Origin of the sequence: Pseudodesulfovibrio mercurii (assembly GCF_000189295.2) — a bacterium.
In the GTDB taxonomy this organism is placed as follows: Bacteria; Desulfobacterota; Desulfovibrionia; order Desulfovibrionales; family Desulfovibrionaceae; genus Pseudodesulfovibrio; species Pseudodesulfovibrio mercurii.
Window position 1 is genome coordinate 363,689 of record NC_016803.1, and the last position, 18,154, is coordinate 381,842.

General features: G+C 66.4%; 18 protein-coding genes. 3 read left to right on the forward strand and 15 right to left on the reverse strand.

The genetic code is table 11. From position 1 onward, the window contains the following. Nucleotides 1–9: 9 nt before the first annotated feature. The 12 genes from DND132_RS01685 to DND132_RS01740 form a co-directional block, all read right to left on the reverse strand. A complete protein-coding gene (locus DND132_RS01685; RefSeq protein WP_014320972.1) occupies nt 10–876 on the reverse strand; it encodes an alpha/beta fold hydrolase in 867 nt (288 codons plus the stop codon). A gap of 5 nt (nt 877–881) precedes the next feature. Next, nucleotides 882–1,286, reverse strand: coding sequence for a tRNA (N6-threonylcarbamoyladenosine(37)-N6)-methyltransferase TrmO (tsaA, locus tag DND132_RS01690; protein WP_014320973.1), 405 nt, complete (start codon nt 1,284–1,286; stop codon nt 882–884). An 11-nt stretch (nt 1,287–1,297) separates the two neighbouring features. Then, complete coding sequence (gene thiL, locus DND132_RS01695; RefSeq protein WP_014320974.1) at nt 1,298–2,245, reverse strand: thiamine-phosphate kinase; 948 nt, start codon at nt 2,243–2,245, stop codon at nt 1,298–1,300. Nucleotides 2,246–2,262: 17 nt separating this feature from the next. Next, on the reverse strand, nt 2,263–4,419 hold the full coding sequence (locus DND132_RS01700) for an ATP-dependent helicase (RefSeq protein ID WP_014320975.1): 2,157 nt from the start codon (nt 4,417–4,419) through the stop codon (nt 2,263–2,265). After that, a complete protein-coding gene (locus DND132_RS01705; protein WP_014320976.1) occupies nt 4,420–5,718 on the reverse strand; it encodes an alkaline phosphatase family protein in 1,299 nt (432 codons plus the stop codon). A 3-nt stretch (nt 5,719–5,721) separates the two neighbouring features. Next, complete coding sequence (locus tag DND132_RS01710; RefSeq protein WP_014320977.1) at nt 5,722–6,603, reverse strand: DUF2156 domain-containing protein; 882 nt, start codon at nt 6,601–6,603, stop codon at nt 5,722–5,724. Between the two features lie 9 nt (nt 6,604–6,612). Then, nucleotides 6,613–8,004, reverse strand: a complete 1,392-nt coding sequence (locus DND132_RS01715; RefSeq protein ID WP_014320978.1) for an MATE family efflux transporter — start codon at nt 8,002–8,004, stop codon at nt 6,613–6,615. Between the two features lie 170 nt (nt 8,005–8,174). Then, nucleotides 8,175–8,891: an energy-coupling factor ABC transporter ATP-binding protein gene (locus DND132_RS01720; protein ID WP_014320979.1), complete on the reverse strand. Its 717-nt coding sequence runs from the start codon at nt 8,889–8,891 to the stop codon at nt 8,175–8,177. Next, nucleotides 8,888–9,658 (reverse strand): cobalt ECF transporter T component CbiQ, encoded by a 771-nt coding sequence (gene cbiQ / locus DND132_RS01725; protein ID WP_014320980.1) that lies wholly within the window; start codon nt 9,656–9,658, stop codon nt 8,888–8,890. The genes DND132_RS01720 and cbiQ overlap by 4 nt, the downstream gene beginning before the upstream one ends. A 95-nt stretch (nt 9,659–9,753) precedes the next feature. Continuing rightward, nucleotides 9,754–10,317 (reverse strand): HD domain-containing protein, encoded by a 564-nt coding sequence (locus tag DND132_RS01730; RefSeq protein ID WP_014320981.1) that lies wholly within the window; start codon nt 10,315–10,317, stop codon nt 9,754–9,756. Between the two features lie 93 nt (nt 10,318–10,410). Beyond that, nucleotides 10,411–11,370, reverse strand: a complete 960-nt coding sequence (locus tag DND132_RS01735; RefSeq protein WP_014320982.1) for an ABC transporter ATP-binding protein — start codon at nt 11,368–11,370, stop codon at nt 10,411–10,413. Nucleotides 11,371–11,373: 3 nt separating this feature from the next. Further along, nucleotides 11,374–12,342 (reverse strand): ABC transporter ATP-binding protein, encoded by a 969-nt coding sequence (locus DND132_RS01740; RefSeq protein WP_014320983.1) that lies wholly within the window; start codon nt 12,340–12,342, stop codon nt 11,374–11,376. 76 nt (nt 12,343–12,418) lie between these two features. Here DND132_RS01740 and trmFO point away from each other — a divergent pair, with 76 nt between their 5' ends. The 3 genes from trmFO (at nt 12,419) to DND132_RS01755 (ending at nt 16,529) form a co-directional block, all read left to right on the forward strand. Then, a complete protein-coding gene (gene trmFO, locus DND132_RS01745; RefSeq protein ID WP_014320984.1) occupies nt 12,419–13,741 on the forward strand; it encodes a methylenetetrahydrofolate--tRNA-(uracil(54)-C(5))-methyltransferase (FADH(2)-oxidizing) TrmFO in 1,323 nt (440 codons plus the stop codon). Nucleotides 13,742–14,046: 305 nt separating this feature from the next. Then, nucleotides 14,047–15,351: an O-acetylhomoserine aminocarboxypropyltransferase/cysteine synthase family protein gene (locus DND132_RS01750; RefSeq protein WP_014320985.1), complete on the forward strand. Its 1,305-nt coding sequence runs from the start codon at nt 14,047–14,049 to the stop codon at nt 15,349–15,351. A 101-nt stretch (nt 15,352–15,452) separates the two neighbouring features. Next, nucleotides 15,453–16,529, forward strand: coding sequence for a M48 family metallopeptidase (locus tag DND132_RS01755; protein WP_014320986.1), 1,077 nt, complete (start codon nt 15,453–15,455; stop codon nt 16,527–16,529). Between the two features lie 47 nt (nt 16,530–16,576). On the opposite strand, the gene DND132_RS01760 is transcribed toward DND132_RS01755, so the two are convergent. The 3 genes from DND132_RS01760 to DND132_RS01770 all read right to left on the reverse strand — a co-directional run bounded on the left by DND132_RS01760 (nt 16,577) and on the right by DND132_RS01770 (nt 18,151). Then, nucleotides 16,577–16,909 (reverse strand): ferredoxin-thioredoxin reductase catalytic domain-containing protein, encoded by a 333-nt coding sequence (locus tag DND132_RS01760; RefSeq protein ID WP_014320987.1) that lies wholly within the window; start codon nt 16,907–16,909, stop codon nt 16,577–16,579. Nucleotides 16,910–16,912: 3 nt separating this feature from the next. After that, nucleotides 16,913–17,164 (reverse strand): glutaredoxin family protein, encoded by a 252-nt coding sequence (locus DND132_RS01765; protein WP_041915664.1) that lies wholly within the window; start codon nt 17,162–17,164, stop codon nt 16,913–16,915. A 102-nt stretch (nt 17,165–17,266) separates the two neighbouring features. Then, entirely contained in the window at nt 17,267–18,151 is an 885-nt protein-coding gene (locus DND132_RS01770; protein WP_014320989.1) for an amino acid ABC transporter permease, read from the reverse strand. Nucleotides 18,152–18,154: the final 3 nt, after the last annotated feature.

The window sequence follows — 18,154 nt, forward strand, 5'->3', positions numbered from 1 at the left end:
GGCGCGGGGTCAGGCGTTCAGCGAGTCCAGGAACCCGGACACGGTCCGGTTGAACTCCTCGGGTTGTTCATAAAACGGCATATGACCGCTTTTGTCCAGGAGGACGAAGCGCGAATCGGGCAGGGTGGCGGCCACGTACCGCCCGGTGGACGGGCCGTAGCACATGTGCAGGGAGCGGCCGTAGACCACCAGGGCGGGCAGGGCCACCGTGGGCAGCACGGGCGTGGTGTCGAGCCGGGCGTAGTCCTCGTAGATGGCGGCGGCCGACGCCGGGTCGCTCTTGAGCTGTTCCGCGACCATCCAGCGCAGGGCGTGTTCCGGGGCGTGGCCCGACAGGAACATGGCGTTGACGAAGCGCGTGGCGAAGCCCCGGCGGTCCGCCCGCATGGCCTCCAGGTCCGCCTGCATGGCCTCCTCGTTGTGGCCGTGGCACTTGTGCACGTTCCACGGCGCGGGGGACATGGGGTAGGGGCCGCTCTCCACCAGGCCGAGCCCGGCCAGCCGGTCCGGGCCGAACCGCCGCCAGTACTCCAGGACCACGGAGCCGCCCATGGACCAGCCCACGAGCAGGGCGCGGGTCAGCCCCAGGGCGGTGACGACCTCGCGCACGTCCGTGGCGTAACGGACCACGTTGTGGCCGCGCGGCGTGGTCTGTGACCGGCCGTGGCCGCGAAAGTCCACGGTGATGACCTGGCAGGTCTCGGCCAGCTGGGCCTGACGCCGCCAGAACAGGGAGCTCATGGTCCAGCCGTGGAGCAGGAGCACGGGTTGCCCCGTGCCGCGAATCTCCACCCACAGCCGCACGCCGTCGGTGGTCCGCACCCATCCGCCCACCTGGTTCTCGGCGGTGGTTTCCACGGCCTCGAACCGGTCCATGGAACCTACCTGCCCCGGGGCTTGGGCTTGATGTCGATGACCGGGGTGCCGTCGATGGCCTCCAGCGGCTCGACCACCAGGGTCAGGGGTTCCTCGACGGCCACCAGGGTGACGCGGTGCAGGCCGATGGGATTGGGCCGGGCCGGGGAGCGGGTGGAGAACACCCCGCGCACGGGATTGTCCTTGTTGCCCCGGGGGTGGACCTTGAGGACCGAGCGGTCGGACTTGTGGAACCAGGTGAAGAGTTCGAGCTTCGCACCGGGTTCGAGGCCGTCCAGCCCCTCGGCGTAGGCCGGGTCGATCTCGATGCGGGCACGCACGGCCCCGGCCTCGTCCTCCATCTTGGGGGCCGAGGCCAGGTCCTTGATGTCCGAGTGGATGGTGCCGATGACGGCCAGTTGCATGTCCATGACGCCTCCGTCTATTGGGTGAAGTGGTCGAATCCGGGGTTGGTGAAGGGCCTTCCGTTGACGGTGATGCCGGGGGTCCTGCCCACCGTGCCGATCTCCACATAGCCGGGCACGGACCGGGCCTTGCCCGCCTCGAAGGGCGAGACCGCGCCGAGCAGGGCGTAGTCCTCGCCGCCGAGCATGGCGAATTCCACCGGGTCGAGGCCCTCCCGGCCGCACCAGGCGTGCACGTTGGGGTGCAGGGTGGCGGGGTCGATGGTCAGGGTCGCGCCCAGGTCCGGTCCGAGGAAGCGCGGCAGGTCGCGGGCCAGGCCGTCGGACAGGTCCATGAGCCCCTTGATCCCGGCGGCGTTGAGCAGGGTGCCGATCATGACCTTGGGCTTGGGCCGCAGATGGGCCAGGACCGCCGAGGGCAGGGTCTCGCGGGCCTTGAGCCCCTCGGCCTCCAGGGCCATGAGACCGGCCCGGGCCAGGCCGAAGTCGCCCACGGTGAACAGGATGTCGCCGGGCGCGCAGTTGCCGCGCCTGAGGAACCCGGTGGCGCCGGGCGCGCCGAAGGCGGAGATGGACACGCCCAGACGCTCGCAGCGGCTCAGGTCGCCGCCCGCCAGGACCATGTCGAACTGCCGGGCCAGGCCGGACATGGACTTGAGAAATTCCTCCCAGAACTCGTCCGGCAGGCTGGTCGGGGCCATCAGGTCCATGGTGAAGGCCACGGGCTTGGCCCCCATGGCCGCGAGATCGCTGACGTTCACCGCCAGGGCCTTGTAGCCGATGTCGGCCGCAGAGAAGTAGTCGCGGCGGAAGTGCTCGCCCTCGAGAAAGAGGTCCGAGGTCACGCAGTAGTCGGTGCCGCCCCGGAGCACGGCGCAGTCGTCGCCCCGGCCCAGGGCCAGGAACTCGTGCTCGCGCGGGAAATAGTGGTCGATCCGTTCCAGAAAGTGTGCTTCGCTTCGCATAGCCTGTCCATACTCCATCAGAGGAATTCCAGGTAGTCCCCGATGATGACCTTGAGGCCGAAGCCGGGGAAGTTGACCCTGTATTTGTTCGCGTCCAGTTGGGCGGTGATCTTGCCCTTGCCGAAAATTTTGTGCTTGCAGAACCCGAGCTTGGACGGGTCCACCTTGGGCCGCGCCGGTTCCGGGACGTCCCGCGCATCCGCTTCGTCGCGGGACTCGTAAACGGGCGGAACCGGATCGGGCAGGGAGTAGGCGGGCCGCCGCCGCGTCTCCAGGCCGCCGCCGTAGGACTCGTTCAGCCGCTCGAAGACCGTGTCCGGCAGCTCCATGACGAAGGGGCTGGGCAGGGTGGGGTCGGACAGGCCGCTGGCCCGGTTGTAGACCGAGCCGGGCACGAACAGCCGGAGTTCCTCCTTGGCCCGGGTGCAGGCCACGTACATGAGGCGGCGCTCCTCCTCCAGGTCCTCGGCCCGCTGCATGGCCTTGCGCGACGGGAAGCGGTCCTCCACCAGGTCGATGATGATCACCGCCGCCCATTCGAGCCCCTTGGCCGAGTGGACCGTGGACAGGACCACCGCGTTCTCCTTGCGCTGCTCATCGTCCGGATCGCCGTCCAGGGAGAGGTCGCCGATGAACTGGTCCATGTCCTTGTAGCCCGCCGCGATCTGGCTGAGCTGCTCCAGCCCGGCCTGGCGCTTGGGGTAATCGTCCGGATATTTCTCGATGAGGATGGGCTGGTAGAAGGCCAGCACGGCCTCGAGCACGGCCGACGGGCGCTTCTCGCCCGCGCGCAGCCGGTCCAGTTCGGCCAGCAGCTCCCTGAGCTGTTCGTGCTTCTTGACCATCTTGGCCATGTATTTCTCGTCGCCCGAGTGCATGGCCTGGTAGATCTTGGCCACGGTCTTGGCCCCCACGCCCTTGATGTGCTCCATGGCCCGCTGCCAGGCCATCAGGTCGTGCGGGTTGATGACCAGGCGGATGAAGGCGAGCACGTCCTTGACGTGGGCGGCCTCGTGGAAGCGGATGCCGCCGAACTTCTGGTAGTCGATGCCGATGCGCGTCAGGGCCACTTCCAGGGGAAAGGACTGGTAGCTCGCGCGGAAGAGCACGGCCACGTCGTGGAGCATGTGCTTGCGGCCCAGTTCGAGGATCTGGTCCACCACCAGCCGGGCCTGGGTCTGGTCGCTCAGGGGATGGATGACCTGGGGCAGGTGGTCGCTCTTGAGGTCCGAGTAGAGGTGCTTGTCGAACTTGGTGGTCGCGCCCTTGAGGATTTCGTTGGTCAGGTCGAGGATGGGCTGGACCGAGCGGTAGTTCTTTTCCAGCCGGATGAGCTTGGTGCCCTCAAATATCTTTGGAAATTTCAGGATGTTGGCCACGTTGGCCCCGCGGAAGGCGTAGATGGACTGGGCGTCGTCGCCCACGGCCATGACGTTGCCCCGTGGTCCGGCCAGCTGTTGGACGATGCGCGCCTGGACCAGGTTGGTGTCCTGATACTCGTCCACCATGATATAGCGGTAGCGGGCCTGCAGCTGGTTGCGCAGGGGTTCGTTCTTGGCCAGCAGGTCGTCCAGGAGGAAGAGCAGGTCGTCGTAGTCCACCAGGGCGTGCTTGCGCTTGAACCCGGCGTAGCCGTCGGCGATGCGCTGGATGTCCTCGAGGTAGGGGCTCAGGTGGTAGGCCTCGCGCTCCATGACCGCCTCGATGGTCAGCTCCTTGTTGCGGGACTTGGTGATCATATCCAGCAGGGTGGCCTTCTTGGGATAGGAGCGGTCGCCCTTGCCGAGCTTGAGTTCGTCCCGGACCTCCTTGCAGACGTTTTCGCTGTCGGCCCGGTCCATGAGGGTGAATCCGCCCGCGAAGCCGATGTCCGCCGCGTTGCGCCTCAGGGTGGCGTAGGCGAACGAGTGGAAGGTGCCGCCCGAGGTGCCGTGCAGGGGGCGGCCGAGGATGGTCTCGGCACGGGCGAGCATCTCCTGGGCGGCCTTGCGGGTGAAGGTCAGGAGCAGGATCTGGGCCGGGTCCACGCCCTTCTGGACCAGGTTGGCCAGGCGGTAGACGATGGTCCGGGTCTTGCCCGACCCGGCCCCGGCGATGACCAGCACCGGTCCCTCGGTGGTGGTCACGGCCTCGCGCTGGGCGTCATTCAGTTCGTTCTCGAAATCGATACTCATTTATCCGGTGATGTCGAAGTGTTGCAGGATGATGCGTCCGACGTCCCGCATGCGTTCGGGCCGCGCGCCGCGGGTGTCGGCGAAAATGGCTCCGTCCACCGTATGTGTCCCGGTGCGTCCATGCAAACCAAAAATATTCCAGCGGTCGAATTTGGCCTTGAGGTCGAAGCCGGGGCGCGGTTCGCAAACCAGGTCCGGGCATTGGTCCGAGGCCGAGCCCGGATAGAACGCCGTCCCCCGGTGCACGGCCCTGAGGACCGGCGCGCCCTCGTATTTGAGGGCCATGAGCCCGTCGATGATGCGCGCGAGCAGCCCCTCGCGCTCGCCGGGCAGGACCGTGCCGCGCGCGAACCTCCTGCGCTCGTGCAGGTAGATGCGTCCGGGGTCCAGGGCGAAGGCCTTGGATTCCGGGGTGATCTTCGAGGCGTCCCACTCGTCGTCCGGCGCGCCGGACAGGGACAGGAGCCCGGCCCGCATGAGCCAGGTGTTCAGGCTGACCTCGGTGGTCAGCTCCGTGAACCCGTGGTCGGCCACGACCAGGAGCCGCTTGGGCTCGGGCAGGGCGTCGTAGCGGGCCAGGAATCGCCCGAGGGCGTGGTCCCAGTCGGCCAGGAAGCGCAGGCACTCGAAGTGGGCCGGGAGCTCGGGGCGGACGACCGCGTCCATGAGGAAGTGGAAGAGCCGGTCGGTCTCGGTGAAGACGTGCACGAACAGGTCCCAGCCCAGGTCGGGCCAGAGCATGTCCAGGGCCGTGAGCCGGGACTTGAGCGTTTCGCGCAGTTCGTCGAGTAGGTAGGCCGGATCGGTCCGGCCGCGCGTGGTGTCGGCCTCAAGCTTGTAGCCCGCCTCGCCGAGCCGGGCGGCCAGGAAGGGCGGGTAGGCCGCGCCGCGAAGGTCCGGGGCCACGAATCCGGCCACGAGCATGCCGCGCAGGGGGCGGGCCGGGTAGGTGTTGGGCAGGTTGACCACCCGCGAGACCAGGCCGCGCTCCCCGAGGCGGTCGAAGACCGTCGGGCAGGTCTCGTCCGTGGCCTGGGTGACGCGCAGGCCGTAGGTCCGGGGATCGAGGTGCGAGAAGCCGAACACGCCGTGCCCCTCCGGCCCTTCCCCGGTGGCCACGCTGGTCCAGTTGACCGGGGAGAGCTCGGGCAGTTCGGCCCGGACCGTGACCGCGTCCCCGGCCAGCCTGCGCAGGTTGGGCAGGGACGCCCCCAGGGTGCGGGCGAGGTTCAGCGGCAGGCCGTCCAGGCCGAGGACGACCAGTCGGGAACGTGGCTCGGAGGGCAGGAACAGGGACATGGCCTAGATCAGTTCCGCCTCGAATTTCTTGAGGAAGAAAGTGGGGTTGTAGGACATCTTCGCCTTGCGCAGCCCCTCGTCGCCGAGATCCTGCTCACGGTTGACGTTGGTGTACTCCGCGCCGTCGTTCTCCAGGAACATCTGGTTGATGGCCTGGTACACGCCCTTGTAGCGGATGTCGCCTTTCTCGAAATGGATGACCAGGGAGTCCTCGCACAACGGCTCGGCCACGGTGTAGGCGATGACCTTGCCCTCCACCCGGATGGTCGCGCCCATCAGCCCCTTGATCTGGTCGAAGTGCTGGAGCACGCGGGTGATGGCGTGGTTCTCGGCCTTGAGCGCCTCCGAGGGGTTGTTCTCCTCGTACCACTTGTACCACTCGTCCTGCATCTCGAAGACCTCCTCCACGCACTCGGGGGCCATGGACTCGTAGGTGTACAGGTAGCTCTTCTTGAACTGGTTGAGCAGGTTCTTCTTGTTGTGGAAGGCCTTGCCCTTGAGGGCGATGAGCTCCTCCACCGAGTAGACGTAGTCCCAGTGCTCGCGGCTCTCGGTGATGGTCATTTTGTTGCCGTAGGCGATGGACCACAGCCGGGTCAGGGCCTCGGGCACGCGGACGAAGTGCTTGCCTTCGGTCATGCCCCGGCAGCCCGCCCAGTCGTAGTCCTCCCACGGGCCCACGGGCGCCCAGCAGACCGGCTCGGGCAGGGTCTGGCGGATGAAGCACAACCCTTTGTGGAAGGCCCATTCCAGGCCGTAGTGGTCGGCCCAGCCGAAGATGTTGGCGAAGGAGAAGTCGCTGGTCAGGAGTTGCGGACAGCCGGTCAGGGCCTCGTGGTATTCGTCCTGCCGGTCCAGAGAAATGGGTTCGAACTCGAGGGTCATGGACAATCCTTATCTGTTTTGGCCGTTTCGATGCCGGATCATGGCGAAACGCTGCCAGTTCTTGAAATGGAAGAAATAGACCAGGGTGGACGACTGGATGACCTGCGAACAGAACATGGCGATCCAGATGCCCTCGGCCCCGTTCATGATCTCGTGCCCCAGGAGGTAGGCCAGGGGCAGCCGGAGGCCCCAGGTGGCCCCGCCCATGATGAGCATGTTGTACAGGGTGGCCCCGGCCCCGTTGAAGGCCCCGGCCACGATCATGCTGGTCAGGGTGAAGGGGATGGCCAGCATGTTCCACTTGAGGTAGCTGACCGCCTGGGCGGCCACGGCCGCGTCGCGGGTCAGCAGGTTCACCCACGGGTTGATGAACTGCCAGACCACCAGGGCGAAGAGGGAGATGGAGACTAGCCCCAGGGCCAGGATGCGGAAACCGAACCGCTTGGCCTCCAGGGGCTGGCGCGCCCCGAGGTAGTGGCCGATGAGGATGCTCGCGGTCATGTTGAAGGCCATGGCGGGCATGAACAGCAGGGACTCGATGCGCAGGCCGATGGACATGCCGGCCAGGGCGTTGACCGCGCCGCCGGGCAGGCTCGCGGTGATGGCGTAGAGCACCAGGTAGCCGGACTGCCAGACGACCTGCATGAGCCCCGAGGGCCAGGCCACCTTGAACAAATAGGGCGTGGCCCGCTTCATCCAGCGCCAGGGCGCGAAGCAGGCCGGGCAGAGCTGGCCCTGCCTGCCCAGGACGGCCAGGTTGAAGAGCGCGCCGCAGGTGACCGAGCCGAAGGTGGCCCAGGCCAGTCCCTTGTAGCCGATCTCCGGCATGCCGAACCAGCCCAATCCCAGGCCCAGGTCGAGCACGATGTTCATGGAGGTGACGATGATCATGCAGTAGAGCGGGTAGAAGACCTGCTTGCGCGCCCGGAAGATGGCGTTGGTGATGAGCAGCATGTAGTAGGGCGGCAGCAGGAGCAGGAACACGGTCAGGAAATACTGGGTCACCGGGCGCATGGACTCCGGGACCTGGAGGGCGGACAGGAGCAGGTTCTTGAGCGGCAGCCCCAGGAACAGGAAGGCCGCGCCGAGCATCGCCGCCAGGATGAGGCACAGCCCGACGTAGCGCCTGGCCCGTTTTTCGAGCCCGGCCCCGATGGACTGGCTGATGGCCGCCACCGCGCCGTTGGCCACGGCCATGGCCACCACCAGCAGGAAGAACAGGGACTGGGTGATGATGCCGAGCGAGGCCTGGACCTCGCGGGATATGTAGCCCGCCACCCACACGTCCGTCATGCCGATGAGCACGTGGAACATGGTCATTATCAGCTGGGGCCAGGCCAGCCTCCAGATGGTCCGGGTGGGGGAATGCGACATCTGCGCGGTCAGATCGTTGTTCGGCATGAGCGGGATTTCGTTTGGGGTCCGCCTGCGTGGCGGGCCGCTGCTTCATAATAGGGTTTTATTTCGCATTGCCAAGGGGCGGTGGGCAAATTCGTCGCGTCCGGCGGGGGCCGGGACGGTTCGGACAGGCTCTTTGGCCGACGGGGTCGGGGCGGGACCGGAGACGGGGATCAGTGCTGGTGCGGGACGTCCCCTTCCTCGTGCACGTGGACGTGGGTGTGCGGCTTGAGCTCGCCCGCCCGGATGCGGCCGTCGCGCATGGCCAGCAGATGGCCGGTGGTGGCGGCCAGGAAGTCCGGGTCGTGGGAGACCACCAGGCGGGCCATGTCCAGCCCCTTGAGGATGTCCACCAGTCGGTCCTTGGCCTCGGGCGAGAGTCCGGTGGTGGGCTCGTCCAGGACCAGGACCTCGGGGCGCATGGACAGGATGGTGGCCAGGGCGACCAGTTTCTTTTCGCCGCCCGACAGGCGGTGCGGCACGCGGTCCTCGAATCCGGCCAGGCCCACGGCGGCAAGGGCCTCGCGGGCGCGCTCGGCGGCCTCGTCGCGGCCGAGCCCCTGGTTGAGCGGGCCGAAGGCCACGTCGTCCAGGACCGTGGGGCAGAAGAGCTGGTCGTCCGAGTGCTGGAACAGAAAGCCGATCTTGAGCCGGGCGGCCTCGAACCCCTTGCCGTCGGTCATGGGCACGCCGAACAGCCGGACCTCGCCCCGGTCCGGGGTGAGCAGCCCCATGAGGATGTGCAGCATGGTGGACTTGCCCGCGCCGTTGGGCCCGAACAGGCCGAGCTTCTCGCCGGGGTGGAGGTGGAAGGTCAGCCCCTTGAGGGTCTCGTCGCGGCCCGGGAAGGCGTAGGTGATGTCCTTCAGTTCGATGATGGCGTGGCTCACGACAGTCTCCCCTGGATGAAGCCCATGTAGATCAGCCCGGCGCTCAGCGCGGCGCAGGCCGTGAGAAACAGGTAGTCGCCGGGCCGGGTCTCGAAGGCGGTCAGGCTGTAGAAGCGGCCCCGGAAGCCCCGGCAGAGCATGGCCCCGTGGACCCGCTCGGCGCGGTCCCAGCTTTTGACCAGGAGCATGCCCACCAGCCAGGCGAAGGTCCGGTAGGTGTGGGTGTCCGTGCGCGGCTTGAATCCGCGCGCCCGCATGGCCTGGCGCATGGTCGTGTACTCCTGGTATATGGAGAAGACGTAGCGGTGGGTGAAGAGCAGGATGTGGCAGAGCTTGTCGGGCACGCCGAGCTGTTGCAGGGCCGGGCCCAGGTTCTGGACGGAGATGGTCCCGAGCAGGGCCATGAGGCTGACCACGATGGCGTTGGATTTGACCGTGATGAGCAGGGCGCGGTCTACGCCCTGGGCCGTGGCGATGAGCGGGCCGAGGTCGAAGATCGGCTCGCCGGGCACGGTGAAGGGCAGGAAGAGCCAGAGAAAGAGGATGAACAGGTTGACCACCAGGAGGCGGTGCAGCACGTGCAGCATGTTCAGCCGGGCCATCTTCACCAGGACGAGCCCGGCGGCCAGGGCCAGCCAGGCGGGCCGGGACGCGGGTAGCACGGCCACGGGCACGGTCAGGACCAGCGCGGCCAGGAGCCGGATGCGCGGGTCCATGCGGTGCAGAAGGGAATCGCCCGAGGCGAACGGCTCGGTCAGTGAGGCCACGCAGGCTCCTGTTCGAAAGACATTACGGGGACTTCGGTCCGACGTCCGGACCGCTGCACAGGAGTAATACAAAACCCGTGGCCGTGCAACCGGGGCTAGTCGGCGGCCAGTCCGACCTCCGGGGCGATGGCCGTGATGGAGTCGATGGCGATCTGGAGGAATTCGCCGAGCTCCAGGCCGATTCTGTCGCACTCGCGGATGCAGTCGCGGTTGACGCTGGCGGCGAACGCCTTGTCCTTCATTTTCTTCTTGAGGCTTTTGGGCTGCATGCCGTCGATCTTGGTCGGCCGGACCAGAGCGCCGGCGTGGACCATGCCGGTGACGGTCTCGCCGCAGCGCAGGGCGAAGTCGAAATCGGTCTCCGGGGCCTCGGCCCCGTTCATCTCGGCGGCGTGGCGGCGGATGGCGTTCAGGGCCTCGTCGGGCAGTCTGCCTTCGAGCAGCTTCACGGTGTCCAGGCCGTGCCGGGCGTGCTCCTCCTTGGTCACGGCGTAGTCCAGGTCGTGGAGCAGGCCGGTGACGCCCCACAGCTCCTCGTCCTTGCCGAGCCTACGGGCCAGGCCGCGCAGGACCGCCTCGGACTCCAGGGCGTGGTTGATCAGGCTGGCCTCGCTGTTGTGTTCCTTGAGCAGGGTGAAGGCTTCTTCTCGGGTTATCATGTACGCTCCTTGATGTTCGGGTTCGGGCGGCATCATGCCGCAACCGGGCTGTCCGGTCCAGATACAGTTGGACGCCGGGCGGGCCGGTACAGTTTATTGCCCGCCGTAGAGCCAGCAGGCCGTGCGCGTGCCGTCGGGCTGCTCCATGAGCTCGGGGCGGCCGTTCCGGCACTTGTCGAAGGCCTCGGGGCAACGGGGGTGGAAGGGGCAGCCAGCGGGCGGGTTCATGGGGCTCGGCAGGTCGCCGGTCAGGGCGATGCGCTCGGGCCGGTCCATGGGGTCGGGCCGGAGCACGGCGGACAGCAGGGCCTTGGTGTACGGGTGTTTCGGGTCGGCGAACAGGGTCCGGCTTTCGCCGATCTCCATGATCCGGCCGAGGTACATGACCGCCACCCGGTCGCAGATGTGGCTGACCACGGACAGGTCGTGGGAGATGAACACGTAGGTCAGGCCCATGCGCTCCTGGAGTTCCTTGAGCAGGCCGAGGACCTGGGCCCGGACCGAGACGTCCAGGGCGGACACCGGCTCGTCGCAGACCACCAGCCTGGGGTCCAGGGCCAGGCACCGGGCCACGGCCACGCGCTGGCGCTGGCCGCCGGAAAATTCGTGGGGATAGCGGTCGCCGTGCTCGGGCCGCAGGCCGACCAGTTTGAGCAGTTCGGCGACCTTTTCGCGGCGCTCCTCCCTGGTGCCGATGCCGTGGATGTCCAGCCCCTCGCGGATGATGGAGCCGATCTTCTGGCGCGGGTTCAGGGAGGAATAGGGGTCCTGGAAGATCATCTGGATCTTGGAGCGCAGCTTCTTCTCGTCCCAGGCCGATATGGACCGGTTGCCGAAGATGACCTCGCCCGAGGTCACGGGCGTCAGCCCCATGATGCACTTGGCCAGGGTGGACTTGCCGCACCCGGACTCGCCCACCAGCCCGAGGGTGTGGCCGCGCTCCACGCTCAGGGTCACGCCGTCCACGGCGCGCACCGTGCCCGTGGTCAGGCCGAGCAGGCCGCCGGAGACCTTGTAGTGCTTGGTCACGTCGATCAGTTCGAGCAGGGCCATGGCCTAGTCCTCGTAGAGCCAGCAGCGGACCGTGCGGCCCGGCTCGGGTTCGAACAGCGGGGGGAGCATGAGCGAGCACTTCTGGTACGCCTTGGGGCAGCGCGGATGGAAGCGGCACCCCTGGGGCAGGTCGAAGATGGACGGCACGATGCCGGGGATGGGGCTCAGGGGCCGGGTCTCGCCCAGGGAGGGCATGGAGGCCAGCAGCCCTTGGGTGTACGGGTGCAGCGGCTCGGCGTAGAGGTCGTTGACCCCGGCCAGCTCGACGATCTTGCCCGAGTACATGACGGCCACGCGCAGGGCCATGCGGGCGACCACGCCGAGGTCGTGGGTGATGAGCATGAGGGAGCCGTTCATGCGTTCCCTGAGTTCGTCCATGAGGTCCAGGATCTGGGCCTGGATGGTCACATCGAGGGCCGTGGTCGGCTCGTCCGCGATGAGGATGTCCGGGTTGCAGGCCAGGGCCATGGCGATCATGACCCGCTGGCGCATGCCGCCGGACAGCTCGTGGGGAAAGGACCGGGCGATCTTGGCCGGGTTGGGGATGCCCACCAGGTTCAGGGCGTCCACGGCCTTTTCCAGGGCCTCGCGCTTGCCGAACCCCTGGTGCAGGCGCAGGGGTTCGGCGATCTGGTCGTCGATGCGGAAGACCGGGTTGAGCGCGGTCATGGGCTCCTGAAAGATCATGGAGATGGCGTTGCCCCGGATGTGCATCAGCTCGCTCTCGGACATGTCCAGGAGGTCCTTGTCCCGGTACAGGATGGACCCGTCCGTGACGCGGCCCGGCGGATCGGGTATGAGCCCGAGGATGGACAGGGCCAGCACGGTCTTGCCGCAGCCGGACTCGCCCACGATGGCCAGGGTTTCTCCTTGCATAAAGGAAAGGCTGACGTTATCCACCGCCTTGGCAATGCCCTGGGCCGAGGAAAAGCAGGTGGTCAGCCTGTGTATGTCCAGCAGTGGTTTTGTCATAAGGAATTCCACGGGTTCGCCGTAGGCCTTCTATACGGCATATTGCGGCGGACGTAAACGACGGCGGGGAGGGCAAATGGCACATGTGGTGATCGTGGGCGGCGGCCTGGCCGGGTGCGACTGCGCCTGGCAACTGGCCGAGGCCGGGGTCTCGGTGACCCTCTTCGAGATGAAGCCGGAAAAGCGCAGCGAGGCGCACACCGAGGACGGCCTGGCCGAACTGGTCTGCTCCAACTCCTTCCGGGCCACGGGCCCGGCCGCGGCCATCGGGCTGCTCAAGGAGGAGATGGAGCGGCTGGGCAGCCTGGTCATGGAGGCGGCCTTCGCCACGCGCGTCCCGGCGGGCGGGGCCCTGGCCGTGGACCGCAACCTGTTCTCCGACTACATCACGGAGAAGATCGAGGGGCACGAGGCCATCACCGTGGTCCGCCGGGAGATCGCCTCCCTGGACGACGAGGCGCTTGCGGGCGCCGACGCGGTGGTCATCGCCGCCGGTCCCCTGGCCAGTCCGGACCTGACCGAGAGCCTCATGGCCGCGGTGGGCGACGCGCGGCTCTATTTCTACGACGCCATCGCGCCCATCGTGTCCCGCGACTCCGTGGATTTCGACAAGGCGTTCTGGGGCTCCCGCTGGAAACCCGAGGACGACGACTACCTGAACTGCCCCATGAGCGAGGCCGAGTACAAGGCCTTTGTGGCCGCCCTGCTCGAAGGGGAGAAGGTCAAGCCGCGCGAGTTCGAGAAGGAGGTCCACTTCGAGGCCTGCCTGCCCGTGGAGGCCATGGCCGAGCGCGGGGAGATGACGCTGGCCTTCGGCCCGCTCAAGCCCGTGGGCTTCACGGACCCGCGCACCGGGGAGCGGCCGTTCGCCATCGTCCAGCTGCGCACCGAGAACGCGGACAAGACCGCCTTCAACCTGGTGGGCTTCCAGACCAAGCTCAAGTATCCGGAACAGAAGCGCATCTTCCGCATGATCCCCGGCCTGGAGAACGCCGAGTTTCTGCGCCTCGGGTCCATCCATCGCAACACCTACGTCAACGCCCCCGAGGTCCTGGACGAGACCCTGCAACTGAAAAACCGGCCGGGCACGTATCTGGCCGGGCAGATCACCGGGGTGGAGGGGTACCTGGAGTCGGCGGCCTGCGGGCTGTGGCTCGGCCTGTCCCTGGGACGGCGGCTGCGCGGCGAGGCCGTGATCGATCCGCCGGTGGAGACCGCCCTGGGCGCGCTCATGAACCACCTGCGGACCAAACCGGACAAGCAGTTCCAGCCGTCCAACGTCAATTTCGGGCTCATGCCGGGGCTCGAGGGCCGGATCAAAAAGAAGTTCCGCAAGGAAGCCTACGGACAGCGTGCCCAGGCGGCGTTCGCGGCCTGGATCGAGGCGGCGGGATTGTAACGGGTGATCCCCGCCCCGGTCTGCTCTGCTCTGACGTTTCCGGGGCGGGGATCTTTCGCTGACCCCTATGTTAGCGAAATGTGGGCCGTTTGACCGCGACCGTCCGGGGCCGCGTCGGAAAATCGTTCCCGTCCACCATTTGGAGCAAGTCCCGTTCCAGCCGTTGGCGGCCGGGGACCGTTCCCGGCTCAGGTGATGCCGCCGATAAGGAATCGCAATGCGTCGGACCCTTGCCAAGGCGGGGGCGAAGGCGCATTTTACTGGTCGAGCGGGCGCGTTTTTCGCCCGGACCAAGGAGCAAGACCATGAACGACAAGCATTACGGACCCCAGACAATCGCCCTGCACGCGGGACATACCCCGGACCCCACCGGCTCCCGCGCCGTGCCCATATATCAGACCACCGCCTACCTGTTCCGCGACACCGAGCATGCGACCAACCTGTTCGCCCTCAAGGAGCCGGGCTACATCTACACCCGGCTGAACAACCCGACCACGGACGTGCTCGAAAAGCGGCTGGCCGCCCTGCACGGCGGGGCCGGGGCCATCGCCACGGCCAGCGGCATGGCCGCCATCTTCTACGCGGTGGCGACCATCGCCTCCGCCGGGCAGAACATCGTCACCGGCTCCAACCTGTACGGCGGGACCCAGACCCTGTTCGAGCACACCCTGAAGCGGTTCGGCATCGAGGCCCGCTTCGTGGATTCGAGCGACCCGGCCAACTTTGCGGCGGCCATCGACGAGAACACCCGGCTGGTCTATTCCGAGGCCATCGGCAATCCGCGCTGCAACGTGGACGACCTGCTCGGCATCGCCAAGGCGGCCCACGATCACGGGGTGCCGTTTATCCTCGACGCCACCGTGGCCCCGCCGCCCATCTTCAATCCCTTCGATTTCGGCTGCGACATCGCGGTCTACTCCCTGACCAAGATCGTGGGCGGCCACGGCACGGCCATGGGCGGGGCCATCGTGGAGAAGGGCGACTTCGACTGGGCGGCCGGGGGCCGGTATCCGGAGCTGACCGCGCCGGACCCGACCTACCACGGCATGAACCTGTGGGAGGCCCTGGGCGGCCCGTCGGGCGCGCCGTGCCCCGTGTTCACCACCAAGGTGCGCATCGGCATGCTGCGCGACACGGGCGCGACCATCGCCCCGCAGAACAGCTTTCTGATCCTCCAGGGCATGGAGACCCTGCCCCTGCGCGCCCGCCAGCACTGCGAGAACGCCCGCAAGGTGGCCGAGTTCCTGGAAGGGCACTATGCGGTGGAGTGGGTCAACTACGCGGGCCTGCCGAGCCACCCCGACTTCGACCGGGCCAAGAACACCTTCCCCCTGGGACCGGGCGCGGTCTTCGGCTTTGGGGTCAGGGGCGGGCTCGAGGCGGGCCGCAAGTTCATCGAGTCCGTGGAGCTCTGCTCCCACCTGGCCAACATCCTCGACGCCAAGACCCTGGTCATCCACCCGGCGTCCACCACCCACGGCCAGTCCACCCCCGAAGAGCAGGCCGCCGCCGGCGTCCCCCTGGACCTGGTGCGCATCTCCGTGGGGTTGGAGGACGCCGACGACATCATCGACGACCTGGATCGGGCGTTGGCGCTGTCGCAACGGTAGCCAAGGGCGTCGAAAGCGGCGCAGGAGGATTTTGCCTCTTGATATAGGGTTGATGAAAGTGTACCTTTATGCATCTTAATGTTGCAGGAAGGTACACTTTCATGATTCGCCTGCCCGTTGTTTTTCTTCTTCTGTCCCTTCTCCTTTCCCTGTTTGCCGGTTGCGCTCCGGTAACGGCGCGGCCCGATGTCGATCCCGAGCTGGCGGCCAGGGAGGCCTCCATCCAGAAGCGGATGGCCGTCGAGAGCCACATGCGGAAATTCTGGCGGCTCAGCGAAGTCTCCCTGCCCGTGCTGGAGCACGGGACCGTTCTGTGCGGCGATCGGGTGACCTACTACCTGGGCATGGACACCAACTCCATCGACAACGTGCCCGAGGAGTGGCGGCAGGCGTACAAGGATGCCCTGGGCCTGGACGAACGCATCAAGGTTACCCGTGTTTTCGCCCATACCCCGGCGGCGGATGCCGGGTTCCAGCCCGGAGACGTCGTCCTGATGATCAACGGGCGGAAGGTGGAGACCGGGGACAAGGCCTACGTGAAGTTCGCCGGCCAGCTTCAGGAACAGCTGGATACGGGCGAAACCGTGTCCTTCTGGATCGAGCGCGACGGGGCTCCCATGGCGCTCAGCGCCATCCCGGCCGAACGGTGCGACTACGCCGTCCTCATGTCCGACGACACCGTGGTCAATGCCTACGCGGACGGGGATTCCGTGGTCGTGACCAAGGGCATGATGGATTACATCGAAAGCGACGATGAGCTGGCGTTGGTGGTGGGGCATGAGATGGGCCACAACGTGATGGGCCACATCACCAAGAAGACGGGCAACCGCATCATCGGTGCGGTGCTGGACGGCCTGCTTGCCGGGGTCACGGGCGTCTACACCAACAACTTCGCCAATGCCGCCGGGATGATGTACAGCCAGGAGTTCGAGCAGGAGGCGGACTACATGGGCGTGTATTTTATGGAGCGGGCCGGGTTCGACTCCACCGGAGCGCCGAATTTCTGGCGGCGCATGGGGGCCGACAATCCCTACGCCATCGGCCACGCCACCACGCACCCGACGTCCGCCTACCGCTATGTCTTTCTTGAAAAGTGCTCCAAGGAAGTGAAGGAGAAAGAGAAGGAGGGCACGGAGTTGCTCCCCAACATGGCGGAGTTGAAAACCGCCTCGAAATAACGAAAAAGGCCCGCATCAAGCGGGCCTTCCTTTTTCCTGAAGCGGAGCTAGAAGAGAATCTTCTCGGGCGGGCGGCGTTCCGGGACCACCTGTTTCTCGATGGTGCCGTCGTTGTATCCCTTGCTGACGTAGAGGGCGCAGAAGCAGGCTCCGTACTCCCTGACGTCGTCCTCGCGGTAGGTGCAGGGGCAGATGATGTCCTTGTCCGCCTCGTATTCGCCGTTGGCCAGCCGGCAGGGGCAGGCCATGTAGCCGAAACGCTCCTTGTTGGTCAGCAGGCTCTCCAGCAGGGGCATGGTCATGTCCATGTCCGCGTTGAAGTGGTAGCCCTTGGGCTCCTGGATCTTCTTCAGCGATTCGTAGAGCTGCTTCGCGTCCATGGACTAGTCCTCCTTGAGGGCCGCGTCGATCTGGTCCTTGTGGAAGCCGACGATGACCTTGTCCTTGATGACGATGGTCGGGAAGGAGACCGCCGGGTTGTATTCCTTGACCTCGTTGACGATCTGCTTGCGCTCGTCGCCGGTCAGCTGATCCACGTGGACGCATTCGTACTTCACGCCGCACTCGTCGAGGTATTTTTTGGCATTTCTGCAATGGATGCAGGTGGAGAGGGCATAGACCTTGATGTCGTTCATGTGAAACGCCTCCATGTCGAACTGTTTGGCGGGTGCGTCGGTTGCGGGCATTCCGTCAGGGTTTTTTCCAAACATTTTCTTCAATGACTTGAACATGTCGCATCACCTGCTCAGTCTCAGTTCCAGTCTGCGGACCAGCAGGGAGCAGAGGAACGTGAGCACGAAATACATGACCAGGACCAGGGTCCAGATTTCGAAGCTCCGGTACGTGGTGGTCATGAGTTGCTGGGCCTGGAAGGTCAGCTCTTCGATGGAGATGACCGAGACGATGGCCGAGTCCTTGATTATTGATATAAACTGTCCGGCCAGGGCTGGCAACATCCGTTGCAGGGCCTGGGGCAGAATGACGTGGACCAGGGACTGGGTGCGGGTCAGGCCGGTCCCGGCGGCCGCCTCCCACTGGCCGGGCTCCACGGACTCGATGCCCGCGCGGACTATCTCCGCGATATAGGCCGCCTCGAACAGGGCCAGGGTGATCAGCGCGGACAGGAACCGGGGGAATCGGTTCATGGGCCCGAAGAACCAGCTCAGGGCCTCGCGCGCCCCGTCGGACAGGGCGTAGATCAAGCGCTCCACGCCGAGCAGGCTCATGATCTGGTCGCCGATGAAGAAGTAGAAGACGAAGATGAGCACCAGCGGAGGGGTGTTGCGGATGAGCCCCACGTAGACCGCGCCCACCTGGCGCTTGAACAGGCTCGGGCTGACCCGGAACAGGCCCACGACCACGCCGAGGACCATGGCTAGCAGGCCGGACCACACGGACAGCCGGATGGTGGTGAACAGCCCCTGGGTCAGCAGGCCCGGCGCCCACGAGCCGGTCCGCTCGTCGAAGCGCACCAGGAACTGCGGGAGGACCTCCCACTTCCAGTGGTAGTTGAGGCCGGTGGCGGCCTTGAACAGGATATAGCCGAAGACCCCTGCCAGGGCCGCCAGGATGACGGCGTCCGGCAGGGTGATCCTCAGGCGCTTTTTCTCGGGCAACGGCAATGG

What these genes read in the sequence shown, in the direction of transcription:
- DND132_RS01730 (WP_014320981.1), bottom strand. Translation starts at nt 10,317, where the DNA reads ATGATAACCCGAGAAGAAGCCTTCACCCTGCTCAAGGAACACAACAGC.
- DND132_RS01760 (WP_014320987.1), bottom strand. Translation starts at nt 16,909, where the DNA reads ATGGACGCGAAGCAGCTCTACGAATCGCTGAAGAAGATCCAGGAGCCC.
- tsaA (WP_014320973.1), bottom strand. Translation starts at nt 1,286, where the DNA reads ATGGACATGCAACTGGCCGTCATCGGCACCATCCACTCGGACATCAAG.
- DND132_RS01710 (WP_014320977.1), bottom strand. Translation starts at nt 6,603, where the DNA reads ATGACCCTCGAGTTCGAACCCATTTCTCTGGACCGGCAGGACGAATAC.
- DND132_RS01755 (WP_014320986.1), top strand. Translation starts at nt 15,453, where the DNA reads ATGATTCGCCTGCCCGTTGTTTTTCTTCTTCTGTCCCTTCTCCTTTCC.
- DND132_RS01700 (WP_014320975.1), bottom strand. Translation starts at nt 4,419, where the DNA reads ATGAGTATCGATTTCGAGAACGAACTGAATGACGCCCAGCGCGAGGCC.
- DND132_RS01685 (WP_014320972.1), bottom strand. Translation starts at nt 876, where the DNA reads ATGGACCGGTTCGAGGCCGTGGAAACCACCGCCGAGAACCAGGTGGGC.
- thiL (WP_014320974.1), bottom strand. Translation starts at nt 2,245, where the DNA reads ATGCGAAGCGAAGCACACTTTCTGGAACGGATCGACCACTATTTCCCG.
- DND132_RS01715 (WP_014320978.1), bottom strand. Translation starts at nt 8,004, where the DNA reads ATGCCGAACAACGATCTGACCGCGCAGATGTCGCATTCCCCCACCCGG.
- DND132_RS01740 (WP_014320983.1), bottom strand. Translation starts at nt 12,342, where the DNA reads ATGACAAAACCACTGCTGGACATACACAGGCTGACCACCTGCTTTTCC.
- DND132_RS01750 (WP_014320985.1), top strand. Translation starts at nt 14,047, where the DNA reads ATGAACGACAAGCATTACGGACCCCAGACAATCGCCCTGCACGCGGGA.
- DND132_RS01705 (WP_014320976.1), bottom strand. Translation starts at nt 5,718, where the DNA reads ATGTCCCTGTTCCTGCCCTCCGAGCCACGTTCCCGACTGGTCGTCCTC.
- DND132_RS01735 (WP_014320982.1), bottom strand. Translation starts at nt 11,370, where the DNA reads ATGGCCCTGCTCGAACTGATCGACGTGACCAAGCACTACAAGGTCTCC.
- trmFO (WP_014320984.1), top strand. Translation starts at nt 12,419, where the DNA reads ATGGCACATGTGGTGATCGTGGGCGGCGGCCTGGCCGGGTGCGACTGC.
- DND132_RS01765 (WP_041915664.1), bottom strand. Translation starts at nt 17,164, where the DNA reads ATGAACGACATCAAGGTCTATGCCCTCTCCACCTGCATCCATTGCAGA.